12 protein-coding genes are annotated in these 13,953 nt (G+C 56.3%); 7 read left to right on the forward strand and 5 right to left on the reverse strand.

Translation table 11 applies throughout. From position 1 onward, the window contains the following. Window positions 1–387 precede the first annotated feature (387 nt). Together SHM7688_RS14495 and SHM7688_RS14500 are read right to left on the reverse strand one after the other, a co-directional pair. Window positions 388–810 (reverse strand): hypothetical protein, encoded by a 423-nt coding sequence (locus tag SHM7688_RS14495; protein WP_058240649.1) that lies wholly within the window; start codon window positions 808–810, stop codon window positions 388–390. Between the two features lie 81 nt (window positions 811–891). Continuing rightward, the gene (locus SHM7688_RS14500) at window positions 892–2,391 is read right to left on the reverse strand and encodes a CoA-acylating methylmalonate-semialdehyde dehydrogenase (RefSeq protein ID WP_058240948.1); all 1,500 of its coding nucleotides are present in this window, start codon (window positions 2,389–2,391) and stop codon (window positions 892–894) included. Between the two features lie 102 nt (window positions 2,392–2,493). Between SHM7688_RS14500 and SHM7688_RS14505 the strand changes: the two genes are divergently transcribed. The 6 genes from SHM7688_RS14505 (at window position 2,494) to SHM7688_RS14530 (ending at window position 8,670) form a co-directional block, all read left to right on the forward strand. Then, a complete protein-coding gene (locus tag SHM7688_RS14505) occupies window positions 2,494–3,387 on the forward strand; it encodes a LysR family transcriptional regulator (RefSeq protein WP_058240650.1) in 894 nt (297 codons plus the stop codon). Window positions 3,388–3,457: 70 nt separating this feature from the next. Further along, on the forward strand, window positions 3,458–3,892 hold the full coding sequence (locus SHM7688_RS14510; RefSeq protein WP_058240651.1) for a CBS domain-containing protein: 435 nt from the start codon (window positions 3,458–3,460) through the stop codon (window positions 3,890–3,892). Window positions 3,893–4,009: 117 nt separating this feature from the next. Then, window positions 4,010–4,507, forward strand: coding sequence for a pantetheine-phosphate adenylyltransferase (gene coaD, locus SHM7688_RS14515; protein ID WP_058240652.1), 498 nt, complete (start codon window positions 4,010–4,012; stop codon window positions 4,505–4,507). Window positions 4,508–4,743: 236 nt separating this feature from the next. Then, the gene (locus SHM7688_RS14520; RefSeq protein ID WP_058240653.1) at window positions 4,744–5,730 is read left to right on the forward strand and encodes a DUF808 domain-containing protein; all 987 of its coding nucleotides are present in this window, start codon (window positions 4,744–4,746) and stop codon (window positions 5,728–5,730) included. Between the two features lie 118 nt (window positions 5,731–5,848). After that, a complete protein-coding gene (locus tag SHM7688_RS14525) occupies window positions 5,849–6,151 on the forward strand; it encodes a hypothetical protein (RefSeq protein WP_058240654.1) in 303 nt (100 codons plus the stop codon). A 221-nt stretch (window positions 6,152–6,372) separates the two neighbouring features. Further along, window positions 6,373–8,670 carry an inverse autotransporter beta domain-containing protein gene (locus tag SHM7688_RS14530; protein WP_058240655.1) on the forward strand — a complete coding sequence of 766 codons (2,298 nt, stop codon included), beginning with the start codon at window positions 6,373–6,375 and terminating at the stop codon, window positions 8,668–8,670. 54 nt (window positions 8,671–8,724) lie between these two features. Here the strand turns inward: SHM7688_RS14530 and SHM7688_RS14535 are convergent, their stop codons facing one another. Next, a complete protein-coding gene (locus tag SHM7688_RS14535; RefSeq protein ID WP_058240656.1) occupies window positions 8,725–9,468 on the reverse strand; it encodes a lysophospholipid acyltransferase family protein in 744 nt (247 codons plus the stop codon). Between the two features lie 177 nt (window positions 9,469–9,645). Here SHM7688_RS14535 and SHM7688_RS14540 point away from each other — a divergent pair, with 177 nt between their 5' ends. Further along, window positions 9,646–11,217: a right-handed parallel beta-helix repeat-containing protein gene (locus SHM7688_RS14540; protein ID WP_058240657.1), complete on the forward strand. Its 1,572-nt coding sequence runs from the start codon at window positions 9,646–9,648 to the stop codon at window positions 11,215–11,217. Here SHM7688_RS14540 and SHM7688_RS14545 read toward each other — a convergent pair. After that, window positions 11,206–11,616: a hypothetical protein gene (locus SHM7688_RS14545; RefSeq protein ID WP_058240658.1), complete on the reverse strand. Its 411-nt coding sequence runs from the start codon at window positions 11,614–11,616 to the stop codon at window positions 11,206–11,208. The genes SHM7688_RS14540 and SHM7688_RS14545 overlap by 12 nt on opposite strands. Window positions 11,617–11,753: 137 nt before the next feature. Then, complete coding sequence (tkt, locus tag SHM7688_RS14550; RefSeq protein WP_058240659.1) at window positions 11,754–13,775, reverse strand: transketolase; 2,022 nt, start codon at window positions 13,773–13,775, stop codon at window positions 11,754–11,756. Window positions 13,776–13,953: the final 178 nt, after the last annotated feature.

Consider the following 13,953-nt stretch of genomic DNA (forward strand, 5'->3'; position numbering starts at 1 on the left):
ATTTTGAAACGCGTCGAGCGCGTCATCTGGAGGGAGATGTGTTCCGAATTTGAACCACCACAATCCCTGCAAAGAGGCGCGCTTTCCAGTTTCAAAGATAGCGTGTTCAAAGTTGTAAATAGGCCCCGAGGGCGGTGGTGTATCGTCTTCTAAGCTCAGCACTTGAGGAAGAAACAAAAGCACCACAAGGCTCACGACGCATAGTGCGGCGCAAGTGAGAAAAAACACGGATCTGACAGTCTGTGTCATTGTGGTTCGGCGGACCCGCTGCAGATGTCTGTATGCGATCAGCCTAAAGTTTAGGACCTTACGAACGCGTAAACATGTAACAGGCGGCGTCGTTTACATGCGAGTGTGCTCGAACGGTAATGTATATGCGCATAATTGTCACTCTGCCGCGCGCGTCAGCATTGCTTGGAGGTTCTCAAAGGGAAGCCCCAGAATTGAGAGGGCCTGACTTTCATTGTCTTGAATGATTGGGACAACCGCAGGGAAGGGCTCCCAGCTGTGCATAGCCAATTGCGCCAATTTCTGACCAATAGGGTTTGGCGCGTAATAGACGATCAGCGTCTGCGCGTTGTTGCCAGTGAAAGCCTCGGCTTTCTTTGCCTGTGCTTTCATCAATGAAAGGTAGTCGTCATCCCATCCCGTCAGGGCGCTAAGGTCGACGAACTGTTTCTGGCCAGGGCGAAAATCCGGATGTGTTGCGTAGGTGCCAAAGGCGGAAAGGGTGTCAGCCGTGCGGGCTTCCCCTTCGTAGCGGACATACACCAGCCCGAGCGATTTTAGGATCCGAAAGGATACCGACATGCCTTGTCCCAACCATGAACACTGAAAAAAGGGGCGACTTTACCGCCCCTTCCCGTAGATGAACACAGTTTTGAAGGCAGATCAATCCATCTGCTTGAAGTGGAACTCTCCGCCTTCCTTGATGCCCGAAGGCCAGCGGGAGGTCACAGTTTTTGTGCGTGTGTAGAACTTGAACGCGTCTGGACCGTGCTGGTTGAGATCACCAAAGGCAGATTTCTTCCAGCCACCAAAGGTGTGATAGGCCAGCGGTACAGGGATCGGAACGTTCACACCAACCATGCCGATGTTGACACGGCTTGCGAAATCACGCGCGGCGTCGCCATCACGGGTGAAGATCGCGGTGCCGTTGCCGTATTCATGATCCATCGCCAGACCCAGCGCTTCCTCATAGGATTTTGCACGCACCATGGACAGGACAGGGCCAAAAATTTCGGTTTTGTAGATGTCCATGTCTTTGGTGACATTGTCAAAGAGATGCGGACCAACGAAAAAGCCTTCCTCGTAGCCTTGCAGGCTGAAGTCGCGGCCATCAACCACCAGATCCGCGCCTTGATCCACGCCTGATTGCACCAGACGCAGGATATTCTCTTTGGCAGCAGCGGTCACAACCGGACCGTAATCCACATCGTCACCGGCGGTGTAAGGCGCGATTTTCAGCTTTTCGATGCGAGGGATCAGTTTGTCGCGCAGCTTGTCTGCGGTTTCTTCGCCCACAGGCACAGCAACAGAGATCGCCATGCAGCGTTCGCCAGCAGCACCATAGCCAGCGCCCACCAGAGCGTCTGCGGCCTGATCCATATCAGCGTCCGGCATGATGATCATGTGGTTTTTCGCGCCACCGAAGCACTGGACCCGTTTGCCCTGTGCGCAGCCGGTGCCGTAGATGTATTCAGCAATCGGGGTGGAGCCGACGAAGCCAACGGATTGGATCACGTCATCATAAAGGATCGCGTCCACGGCTTCTTTGTCGCCGTTCACAACCTGAATGATGCCTTTTGGCAGGCCCGCTTCTTCGAGCAGTTCCGCGAGCATCAGAGGCACGGATGGGTCGCGCTCAGATGGTTTCAGGATAAAGGCGTTGCCACAGGCAATCGCTGGGGCAAACATCCACATTGGGATCATGGCCGGGAAGTTGAATGGGGTGATGCCTGCAGTCACGCCCAGTGGCTGACGCATGGAGTAGATGTCAATGCCGGGGCCTGCGCCGTCGGTGTACTCGCCTTTGAGCATCTGAGGGGCAGCAATGCAGTATTCTGCCACTTCCAGACCACGCTGAATGTCGCCTTTGGCGTCTGGGAAGGTTTTGCCGTGCTCAGAGGAAAGCGCTTCGGCCAGCTTGTCCATATCGCGTTGCAGCAGATCGACAAATTTCATCAGCACACGGGCGCGGCGCTGTGGGTTGACCGCACCCCAAGCGGGTTGTGCGGCGGCTGCGGCGGCCACGGCAGCATCCATCTCAGCTTTGCTGGCCAGCGGAACCTTGGCCTGAACTTCGCCTGTCGCAGGGTTGTAAACATCGGCAAAACGGCCGGATGTGCCTTTGACGTGTTCCCCGTTAATATAGTGTGTGAGCTCTTTCATGGCATCCTCCATAAACCTTTGGCGTCACAATAGGCTTGCAAAAATACCTCGAAAAGGGACAACTGTTCAAAATGGCTTTGCATAATTGCAAGAGGTTGGGCGATGGTTCAATGGGATGATCTACGGGTTTTCTTGGCGGTGGCCAGGGAGGAAAGCCTGTCTGCGGCCGGGCGTCGGCTCAATGTGGACCCTGCCACGGTTGGTCGCCGTGTTGGGCGTTTAGAGACCGCATTTGAGGCGCCTTTATTCGTAAAGTCGCCAACGGGCTATGCGCTTACCGATGCGGGGCAGCGCTTGATGAACCATGCGCTTCGCGTGGAGCAAAGCCTGCAGGAGGCCACAGAGGAGATGGTCGGGCAAAGCAGTGGATTGTCCGGGCAGATCCGGATTGGGGCGCCTGACGGGGTGGCGAACTATTTGTTACCACAGGTTTGCGCGCGTATTGCCGAAGAAAACCCGGATCTCGACATCCAGATTGTGGCTTTGCCCCGGATTGTGAGCCTGTCGCGGAGGGAAGCGGATCTGGTGGTTGCTGTTTCGGTGCCAAGCGCCGGAAGGCTGACTGTCCAGAAGATCACGGACTATAAATTGCATCTGGCCGCGTCGCGCCGATACCTGCGTACACATCCTAAGATTGAGACTGTGGCGGACCTCAAGGATCATTTGGTGACGGGCTATATTCCGGACATGATTTTTGACAAAGAGCTGGACTATCTCAATGAGGTGGGCGTGGAGCGTGTGCGGCTGGCTTCGAATTCTGCGGCCGTGCAATTCAATTGGGTGCGGACCGGATCAGGGATTGGTGTGGTGCATGACTTTGCCATTCCCTCGGCACGCCGGGTGGTGAAGATCCTTGAAGAAGACGTCTCTTTAACGCGGAGTTTCTACTTGATCAGGCATGCCGATGACCGACGTTTGGAGCGGCTCAATCGTTTCTCTGAAGCGCTTTGTGAGGGGATGCGTCAGGAGGTTGCGCGTCTGGAAAGCCAAGCTTGACAAGTGGTTGCGGACGGGCGACGCTCCAAATTGGGGAGTGACACTACGGAAATGCAAAGCGGAGGTTGCCATGCTCGTACATCAGATTCTCAAGTCTAAGGGATCCGAAGGCGTCCTGACTGTGAAACCAAACACCTTAGTGTCGGAGGCCGCCAAGATTTTGGCGGAAAAGCGGATCGGTACGGTGCTTGTGTCTGAAGATGGGTCGACGCCGCTTGGTATCCTTTCGGAGCGCGATATCGTTCGGGAGCTTGCGAAGCGTGGTGTTGGTTGCATGTCAGACAAGGTCGAGGATTATATGACCACCGAGCTGGTGACCTGTGGTCGCAATGACGATGCTGTGACGGTGCTGGAGAAGATGACCAAAGGCCATTTTCGCCATATGCCTGTAATGGAAGACGGGGCCGTTGTCGGCCTGATTTCATTGGGAGATACGGTCAAGGCGCGGCTGTCTGAACTGGCCATGGAAAAGGATGCGCTGCAGGGGATGATCATGGGGCACTGATGTGCCGTGACGTCTTTGTCCCGCAAAACTACCTATACGGTAAACAGACCTTGCAATCGGGCACGCAATAATGTTGCGTGCCGCCAGGACCAGGGTAGCTAACCGGGGGAGGCCCAGATGCGCACCGCACTTTATCCAGGCACGTTTGATCCTATCACGTTGGGACATATAGATATTATTCGCCGGGCAGCGGTCTTAGTGGACCGGCTTGTGATTGGTGTGGCGATCAACCGCGACAAGGGACCTTTGTTCACCTTGGAAGAGCGGGTGGCGATGATCGAAGGGGAATGCGCCAAGCTTTCAGAAGAGACCGGCACGGAGATTGTGGCCCATCCTTTTGAGAACCTTCTCATCGACTGTGCCAAGGACGTGGGCGCACAGATCATTGTGCGTGGACTGCGCGCTGTGACCGACTTTGAGTATGAATATCAGATGGTTGGCATGAACCGCGCGTTGGACAGCAGTATTGAGACAGTGTTTCTGATGGCGGATCTGAAACATCAGGCCATTGCCTCTAAACTGGTGAAAGAGATTGCACGGCTGGATGGGGATGTGTCCAAATTTGTGCCCTCTGCGGTCAATGAGGCGCTTTTGGAGCGGCTTGGCAAAAAGTGATGGCTTTGTCGTCGCTCCGTTAACCAAAAAAACCTGTAAAATGGCGTGTTGGTATCGCGTCTGTAACACGTCGGTTTTGCGGCGGTGCATTGTTTGCGATGCGCCGCACTGCCAAAGCTGAAGCAGGCGTGCGCGCAACGGGTTGTGGCGCAACGACTCTTTGCAAATCCGCTGCGATCAGGCATGAAGCACTTAACGGACAGATGGCCCCTATGGGCCAAAGAGGAGTGGTGCAAATGGCAGGCGGTTTGCTGGCGTTGTTGGATGATGTGGCGGGCATTGCCAAAGTGGCGGCGGCCTCGATTGACGATGTGGCGGCGGGTGCGGCCAAGGCCAGCGCCAAGGCAGCTGGTGCGGTGATTGACGATGCGGCGGTGACGCCAAAATATCTGCATGGGTTTGAAGCCAAGCGCGAGCTGCCGATCATCTGGAAGATTGCCAAAGGCTCGATCAGGAACAAGTTGCTGATCCTGTTGCCTGCGGCTTTGCTGCTGGCCAATTTTGCGCCCTGGGCGATTTCTCCTTTGCTGATGCTGGGCGGCGCGTATCTGTGCTTTGAGGGGGCGGAGAAGGTGGTGCATGCCTTTGTTCCGCATGTCCCCCATGAGACGGGACATGCGGAGGAGGCATTTGGAGAAGCCGATGATCCTGCGCACCTGGAGGAAAAAAAGGCCGCCGGCGCAATTAAGACTGATTTTATTCTCTCCGCAGAGATCATGACGATTATCCTTTCAGGCATTCCTGAGAGCAATTTCTGGCTGGAGGCCTCTACGCTGGCGGTGGCGGGCGTGGGCATCACCGTTGCGGTTTATGGCTCTGTGGCATTGATTGTGAAAATGGATGATCTTGGGCTTGCGATGTATGCGGGTGGCCGCCTGTCATTGACACGTACTTTGGGCCGGTGGCTGGTGCGGGGGATGCCCTATTTCATGAAGCTGCTTACCCTTGTTGGCACCGCCGCGATGCTGTGGGTTGGCGGCTCGATCGTGATCCATGGTCTTGAGGAACTCGGCTTTGGCTGGCTTGGACACCACATCCACGATATTGCCTATGCCGCAGGACACGTTGTTCCCGCTGCCTATGAGGGATTTGTCGAATGGACGACCAAGGCCGCATTGGATGGTGTGTTTGGTGTGCTGCTTGGCACCGCGCTGATCCCGGTTGCGACCAAAGTGATTGGGCCGCTTGTGCAGGCAGTAAGTGGTAAGAAAAGCGCGCATTGAGGTAGCTCCGTTGCCTGTTCTGCAAGACCAGAGTACGCGCCCGGTGGTGCGTGCTCATTGGGCTTGGTATGCCGCGTTGATCCGACAGCGGGAGCAGAGGTTTGAATTGCTCTCGTCGATGTTGCAATTTAAACGCGACTTGGAGACGGCGCGGTTTCCCGACGCGGAGCTGCGCACTGTACTGCAGACTCGGGTGACAATTGCCTCCCTGGCGGAGCGCCGAGAGCGGCGTGTGTTGGGGCGATTTTACAACTGGCTCTCAGGAGAGGATTCGCAATATATCCGGCTGGAAGGCCTTGTTTTGTGTGATGTTCTGCGCGTGATTGGCGCAGACGTCGGTGATATTATTGATATGACTTCGCGCTATGATTTGCGGATTGATGTGGCGCAGGAAGCTATGGAACTGCTGTCACAAACATAGTTTTTTGCAGTTTATACGATCAGAAAGGTCAGTGTGGCACACAACCATTTCGGGATCGGTTACCAAATTTTATCAAAAAGTAAACATATGAATGAATAATCATTTATGCGCGTGGCGCATATCGTCTATGCCTTGATGTGGTCAGGGTGCAAAGCGTAATCCGTGGGTTAGAAAGCCCTCGCCAGCCGTGCCAGCCGGGGACGCTTTGACGGATTACCACTATGAAAATGAATAAGATTGCAGCCTCGGGGCTGTGTATGCTGTTGGGCACGACCTGTCTCCATGCAGCCGATATCCGGATTGATGCCGGCGATCAGGATCGGCTGGGCGTGACCCTGCGTCTGCCCATCACGGTTGAAGATCAGCAGGCCACTTTTGCGCAGTTGCAGTGGCAGCGCAACAAGCGGGATGATCTGACCTGGAGTGCAGGATTGATGCATCGTCGGAAACTGTCCGGTGACTGGATTATGGGCCTTGGCGGTTTTGCGGATCACACTGAGGATGAGGTGAACAATGGGTTCACGCAGGTGTCTGTGGCGGCTGAACTCATGCGCAACGGCTTTGAGTCGCGGCTCAACGGCTACGTGCCTATTGGGGACCGCACGAAGGCCAATGCAAACTACAACGCACTTGTCGAAGCGGATGGAACCATTCGGTTTCGCGGCGGCGAAAGCCACGCCATGCGCGGGGTCGATTTTGAATTTGGCCCTCGGTTTGATTTTGCTGCGCTTGGCGGCGGTTCTTTGGGGCTGTTTGCAGGGGGCTTCCTGTTTGATCACGATGACAGTGACAGCTACCACGGCGCCACCGCGCGCGCCGAGGTGCGTTTTGATGACATTCTGCTTGGTTTTGAAGGCACTACAATTCGTGCCGGGCTTTATGGGGAAAACAGCGATGGCGAGACCGAAGGCAGCGCCTATCTGAGCCTGACCATTCCTCTGGGAGGGAAGAAGCACAAGGCGCAGCGCGACCTGCTGCGGGACGTGATCCGCCGTGAGTATGTGACGCTGCAACGTGGCGCCTATGGCGCGCAGGAAGGTGTTCAGATTGGCGGCCGTGACATCAGCACCTTCCGTCGTGTTGAGGGGGGCAGCGCAGCGGCGGTGCAGAATGCCGGTGCTGCGCGGGCCGAAGATGATCTTGCGACAGTTCTGAGTGATGCCGGTGAAAACTCTGTGGTCTTTGCCTCAGGCAGCTTTACAGAAGCCTCTGGTCTGACGCTGGCAGAGGGCCAGATGTTGATCGGTGGCGGCGGCGCAGTCATGGTGCGCTCTGAGAGTGGGGTGGATATGCCGCTTTATAACAGCGGCACGGCTGCGCAGCTGTCGGCTTCGGCGGGCAATGACGTGGTGACCCTGTCTGACAACAGTGGTGTGTCCGGGTTTGCACTTTCTGGCGGGGAGCGTGCGCTGGTTGGTCAGAATGTCTCTGACGTGTGGGCCAGCGGCGTCTCGGTCAGCAACACCACCTCTGACGGGGTTTACTTTAATCAGGTAACGAACGGCCGTCTGACCAATGTTTCGGTGGCGGACGTTGGAGGCAATGGCGTGTCGATTGCCAACAGCACCAATGTGTCCATCAAGGGTTTCTCGCTGGCGCGGGCGACCGACAACGGCGTGCTGCTGCGGGACAGTTCGGACTTCAGTCTGACGGATGCCAGCTTCACGGAGATGCCGATCTGTGAAAACAACTCGCTTTGTGAGTTCTCGATATTTTCGCCCAACAATGTGCCCAACTCTGCGGTCAATGCGGTGGGTGTGACGAACGCGCGGTTTGCTGACATTGAGATGACGGATGTGACCTATGGGTTCTTCCTGGGCTCGCGGATTGACACGGCCAATTTCTCCAACAGCATTCAGGACGCTTCGAGCAACATCACGCTGGAAGATGTTTCCATCACCAACAGCCGCCGCGAAGGTATTCTGGCGGTCGCGGTGGAGGGGCTGCAGATGGAGAATATCACCATCGACAATAGCGCGCAGGCGCAGGACATGGATTTGATCGTGATCCAATCTGGCGGGGAGACCCGACTGAACAATGGTACTTTGCGCGGTGGCATCAACGGATTGATGTTTGTGAATGGTCTTGGGCTGGATGCGAATGCGATTGATCCGGATATGCAGTTCAGCACCGTCACGATTGATGGCACATCCCGGGCAGGGATCTTCCTCAATCCGGTGCACAATGTCAGCTTTGAAAACGTCGCGATCCGCAATGCTGGCACCCATGGTGTGCATTTTCAGGGCGACAGCTTTGGCTTTAATGGGGGGCCGGTGACCAATATCGACTTTGATGGGGTGTCGGTGGACAATGCCGCGCTCTCTGGGGCGTATTTCTTCGGGCCGACTGTGGACGCCACCGGGGACATCACCGTGACCAATACGGCGGGCGATTGTGCCGCTTTGGTGGGGCCGTTCTATGGGACGGAGCTGACCAATCAGCCGGGAGAAAGTCTGACGATCAATGGCACCACCATGACCACGGCGGCGTTGAGTGACTGCACAGGATCTCCGTTCTGATCCCGTCGGGGACAGAGTGTATCAAGGAAAAAGGCGCCCGGTGAGGCGCCTTTTTTACTGTGGGGTCGTCTCGCCGGTTTGTCTGTCATAGGCGGCGGCCATGGCACCGCGCAGGCGGGCGACGGCGGCGTCTGTGTTTTCGTCAGACGCAAACAGCATCTGGTCCAGAACGTCGATGTGAATGGTGCCTTTGAAGGGGAACACTTTGCCGCGCGGCAGGAGCCTGTCGGAATGGCTGATGACAAAAGGGCGCACAGCGCGGCCGGTTTCTTGGGCGATCAGGACGGCGCCCGCCTTGAAAGGCGCAAGACCGGGTTTGGCGGCGCGGGTGCCTTCCACAAAGAGGATGGGGGAGCGGCGCTTGGGCATCTCTTTGATGGCATCTGTGAGAGAGCTCAGGGCATCACGACCTTTCTGACGGTCGATTTTGAGCAGACCTGCGCCCTCAAATCCACGTTTGAGCAACGCCGCTTCACAGAGCTCTTTTTTGGCACCAAAGGTCACCCATTTCTCATCCGGGATCACATGCAGCATGCTGAACCCATCCAGATGGCTGCGGTGGTTGACGGCAATGATTGAGTTCTCATCGGTGCGCAGCGCTTCGCGGGCGGCATCAGAAATCTCTACCGTCACATCGAGAAACCACAAAAGCCAGGAACAGGCGCGTGACACACGCCGCCAGTACCAGCCACGGAAGCCACGTTTGCCGCCACAGAAGGTTGGGGCGCTTGCCACAAACAGAAAGATGGCGGGGCCGACAAGGACCAGAAGGGTCCGCTTGGCAAGAGTGGCGAGCATGTCGGGATCCTAAAACGGGGGGCGCAGGCCCCATGGAAGTTGTTAGGCTGATAGAGAGTTACGAAGCGTAAGGATAGGGGGAATGTGGCGCGCGGGTGTGCAGGGGAGCGTTGATTTTTCGATGTGATCGCGTCTGAATGGGCGCATGTTTTGGTAAGTTAAGTATTGAGGATTGATATGGTTCACATTTTGGCAGCGCCGCAACCGGGATACTATGCGGTTGACCAGCAACAAATCTGGGTTGATGAATTACAGACGGCACTTAACCGTGCGCGCGCGGGCGATCAGGTTCGACTTCTGCCTGGCACGTATTGTGAACCTGTTGTCTTACAGGCATCGGGAGAAGAGGGCGCCCCGATTACCATCACCGCACATGACCCTAATCAGCCGCCATTGCTTGATGGGCAACGTGCGACAGCAGAGGGTCGCCATGCGGGCATGGAGCCACTGGATGGTGATTTTGCTTTTATCAAGCTTTTTCAGGTAAGCCACATTGTCATTGAGCGCCTGAAGTTTGACCGGTGCTGGCCTTCGGTTCTGTTTTTGCGGGCGGTGCGAAATATAACCGTGCGGTCGTGTCAGGCGGAGCGTGGGCGGTTTTTCATTTATGCCCGCCAATTGGCCGATGTACCCTGTCGGGACCTGCTGATTGAAAAGTGTCAGTGGATACAGGATCCGGACTACGACATGTGGGAAGGGCGCGTGGATTGGGGGCAGGTGAAGGCATCGCCGGGATATCGGGACCATAGCCACCTCAATGGGGCTTTTTTTGGCAGCTACAATATTGAAGGTGGCGTTACCATTCGCGACTGCGATATCCGCCATGCGTTTAATGGCATTCGTATGGATATGGATGACAGGGACAGTGCGCTGCTGAAACTGGATGATGAAGGTCGTCCCGTGGTGGCCCGCAACAAAGATGTGGCGATTTATCGTAACATGTTTTCCTTCATTCGTGACAATGCCATTGAGCCGGAAACTGGGGCGCAGAACTGGTATGTTCTCAATAATGCGTTTTACAATCTGCATGCGGTCTATTCGACAGATCAGGTGAGCATCAGGGATATGTTCATCATTGGCAATCGGGTGCTGAACGACCGCCGTCCGGGAAAACCGGGGCAGCAGATCAATCAAGGCGGTAAGATATTCAAATTTTTCAAGCCAGAGCCAGAGCCAGGCACGGGCAAGGTGGCAAAGCCACGCCACAATCTATGGTCGCTGTTTAATTCTGTTCAGACCCGAACCGCTTACGTCAAGAAGGTCACGACGACGTTCTGGAAAGACTATTATACGCTGCTGGGGCTGTTTGAAAAAGATTATCCCGAGGATCGGAGCGCTGAACGCAATGCCTTTCATGGTGTGGACTGGCACAGCGGCATGTTTGTTCAGGGGATGGCCTGCACGCAGACAGGGTTTCCTGATGACAAGCAGTTGCCGGCCAAGAACCGCCACAACTGTCAGGGAGGTTTTCTAAGGGCATTTGATATTACGCCATTTGACCCGGTTCCCCATGCGGCTTTAGGGGGCTGGGATGGCATGTTGCCCCAAGCAAAAGAGGTGCCGGATCTGAGGTCTGAAGCACTGACGATAGAAAGGTTGGCGGGTGCGGCTTTGGTGTTTTCTGAGGGCTTTGAGGTGGGCGCGCATGGCTGTGATGCGTTTCGGCTGAAAGGTTGGCCGTTCGAAGAGATGATGGCGTCTGCCCCACAGAATGCGCAGATGGGGGGGGGAATTTGGTTAGTTCGCTAATTCACATGTGCTTGGGCCCTTGCCGTCAGTCAGTTCTTTTTCAATGTTCTTGCAATGCGCCATAGCTTGGTCCTGTGCGACCTGTGGATCAATATTCCAAGCATATCCACAGCCGCGTGCGCCAAACAGGGCAGAGGTATTACGTTTGGCAAAAGCAAAGAAGAACTTTGAGTAGCGCTCACTCTCACGCAGTTTACGCATTTCTTTTCGTATGTTTCGGCAGCCGTAGGCTTCACCCGGCAGGCTATTCAGCCGCGCGTGAATTTCGCGGGACAGCTGTGCATCGTCAGGGTTGGCCACATTCATCTCGTGGAGAGGAATAGATTGAGAGGTGACTGGGGTGGGAGGCAGAATTGTTCCAAGACAGAGGACCAGAGCAAGAGGCAACGGTTGGCGCATGTTTTTGAGTGATCCTCTGATATCTTGTGTATGCAGCGTTTATCAAAAGGGGAGGAGTTGTTTCAACCTTGGGATGATTTAAATGAAAAAAGCGCCCAAAGAAAGGGCGCTTTTCGAAGGTCATCTGCGTGAGTGACTTACAGCAAGTCTTTGGCCTTTTGGGCCACATTGGCTGCGGTGATGCCGAACTTTTCAAACAGCTCACCCGCTGGAGCGGAGGCCCCGAAGCTCGACATGCCGACAAAGTCGGATTTGCCTGGACGGGCGCGTTCCCCCAGCAGCCACTGATCCCAGCCACCGGCGCGCACAGCCGCCTCTACGCCAACGCGCACGGCTGCGCCGGCTGGCAGAACCTTGCGGCGGTAGGCTTCATCCTGCTGCGCAAAGAGCTCCATGCAGGGCATGGACACCACGCGGGTGCCGATGCCTTCCGCTTCCAGAAGCGCTTTGGCTTCCATCGCGGTGGAGACCTCAGAGCCGGTGGCGATCAAGATCACCTGACGTTTGCCCTCAGCCTCGGCCAGCACATACGCGCCTTTCTCGGTCAGGTTTGCCAGTTTGTGCTCGGTGCGCAGGGTTGGCAGGTTCTGACGGGTCAGCGCCATCACGGAAGGGGTCTCTTTGCTGGTCAGCGCGATTTCCCAGGCTTCGGCAGTTTCCACGGAGTCTGCTGGACGGAACACATAAGTGTTCGGGGTCGCGCGACAGATTGCGAGGTGTTCGACCGGCTGGTGGGTTGGGCCATCTTCGCCCACACCGATGGAATCGTGGGTCATCACGAACACGGTGGGGATTTTGCTCAGCGCGGCCAGACGCATGGAGGGGCGTGCATAGTCGGTGAAGCAGAAGAAGGTGCCGCCGTAGGGGCGGATACCGCCGTGCAGCGCCATGCCGTTCATTGCGGCGGCCATGCCGTGCTCACGGATGCCCCAATAGACATAGCGACCTTTGCGGTTGTCGGTGTCAAACACGCCGAGATCGCCGGTCTTGGTGTTGTTGGAACCGGTCAGGTCCGCAGAGCCGCCCACGGTTTCCGGCATGATCGGGTTGATCGCGGCCAGTGCCATCTCAGACGATTTCCGAGTGGCCACGGAAGGTTTGTCTTCGGAAATCTGCTTTTTCAGCGCTTTCACGGTTGCAGAGAGCTTCTTGGGAACATCCAGAGCATAGGCGCGGTTGAAGCGATCCTGTTTCTGCTTGGAGGCCTCGGCAAAGCGCGCTTCCCAGGCTTCGCGATCAGCCGCACCACGGGCGCCGATGGCTTCCCACTGGGCTTTGATCTCGGCAGGCACTTCGAAGGCACCGTCGGTCCAGCCGTAGACGTCTTTGGCTGCGGCCAGTTGGTCGGCATCGGTCAGAGCGCCATGGCCCTTGGAGGTGTCCTGTGCCGCGTGGCCGATGGCGATGTGCGTTTTACAGGCAATCATCGACGGTTTTTTGGTTTTCTTGGCGGCCTCAATGGCGGCATCGATCGCTTCTGGATCGTGGCCGTCAATTTCCAGCACATGCCAGCCGGAGGCTTTGAAGCGTTTGACCTGATCGGTGCGATCAGAGAGCTCAACAGTGCCGTCGATGGTGATGTTGTTGTTGTCCCAGAGCACGATCAGATGACCGAGGCTGTGGCGACCAGCAAGGCCGATGGCCTCCTGAGAGATGCCTTCCATCAGGCAGCCGTCACCGGCGATGACATAGGTGTAGTGATCCACCAGCTTGCGGCCGTACTGCGCGCGCTGGATCTCTTCGGCCATGGCAAAGCCAACGGCGTTGGAAATGCCCTGACCCAATGGGCCGGTGGTGGTTTCCACGGCGTCGAGCAGGAAGTTTTCCGGGTGACCCGCGGTGAGGGCGCCCATCTGACGGAAGTTCACCAGCTGCTCATGGGTCAGTTGCTTGTCGCCCATGAGGTAGAGCAGGGAGTAGATCAGCATGGAGCCGTGGCCAGCGGAGAGGATGAAACGATCGCGATCCGGCCAGTTTGGCGCGGCCACGTCAAATTTCATGTGCTTCTCAAACAGCACGGTCGCCACATCGGCCATGCCCATAGGCATGCCGGAGTGACCGGAATTGGCGGCAGCAACCGCATCCAGTGTCAGGGCACGGATGGCAGCAGCTTTCATCCAATGTTCAGGGTTCTTTTCACGCAGTGCGGCGATATCCACGGATGCGCTCCTCTGGGTCTAGGGGTTAGGTTGTCGGGTCAATAGCAGTTTTATGCTTAATAGCAACCTAACAAGGGCTTTGAGGTGTTAATTTACGCGGCAAATGCGGGTGGTTTTCCTGCGGAGAGGGGGGCGCAATTTCGCAAGCCATTGGATACACTCACCCCATTGAGCGTGC

Source organism: Shimia marina, from assembly GCF_001458175.1.
Lineage (GTDB): Bacteria > Pseudomonadota > Alphaproteobacteria > Rhodobacterales > Rhodobacteraceae > Shimia > Shimia marina.

Excerpts from the sequence above, each read along its gene's own strand:
- SHM7688_RS14495 (WP_058240649.1), bottom strand. The coding sequence starts at position 810 with ATGTCGGTATCCTTTCGGATCCTAAAATCGCTCGGGCTGGTGTATGTC.
- SHM7688_RS14500 (WP_058240948.1), bottom strand. The coding sequence starts at position 2,391 with ATGAAAGAGCTCACACACTATATTAACGGGGAACACGTCAAAGGCACA.
- SHM7688_RS14505 (WP_058240650.1), top strand. The coding sequence starts at position 2,494 with ATGGTTCAATGGGATGATCTACGGGTTTTCTTGGCGGTGGCCAGGGAG.
- SHM7688_RS14510 (WP_058240651.1), top strand. The coding sequence starts at position 3,458 with ATGCTCGTACATCAGATTCTCAAGTCTAAGGGATCCGAAGGCGTCCTG.
- coaD (WP_058240652.1), top strand. The coding sequence starts at position 4,010 with ATGCGCACCGCACTTTATCCAGGCACGTTTGATCCTATCACGTTGGGA.
- SHM7688_RS14520 (WP_058240653.1), top strand. The coding sequence starts at position 4,744 with ATGGCAGGCGGTTTGCTGGCGTTGTTGGATGATGTGGCGGGCATTGCC.
- SHM7688_RS14525 (WP_058240654.1), top strand. The coding sequence starts at position 5,849 with ATGTTGCAATTTAAACGCGACTTGGAGACGGCGCGGTTTCCCGACGCG.
- SHM7688_RS14530 (WP_058240655.1), top strand. The coding sequence starts at position 6,373 with ATGAAAATGAATAAGATTGCAGCCTCGGGGCTGTGTATGCTGTTGGGC.
- SHM7688_RS14535 (WP_058240656.1), bottom strand. The coding sequence starts at position 9,468 with ATGCTCGCCACTCTTGCCAAGCGGACCCTTCTGGTCCTTGTCGGCCCC.
- SHM7688_RS14540 (WP_058240657.1), top strand. The coding sequence starts at position 9,646 with ATGGTTCACATTTTGGCAGCGCCGCAACCGGGATACTATGCGGTTGAC.
- SHM7688_RS14545 (WP_058240658.1), bottom strand. The coding sequence starts at position 11,616 with ATGCGCCAACCGTTGCCTCTTGCTCTGGTCCTCTGTCTTGGAACAATT.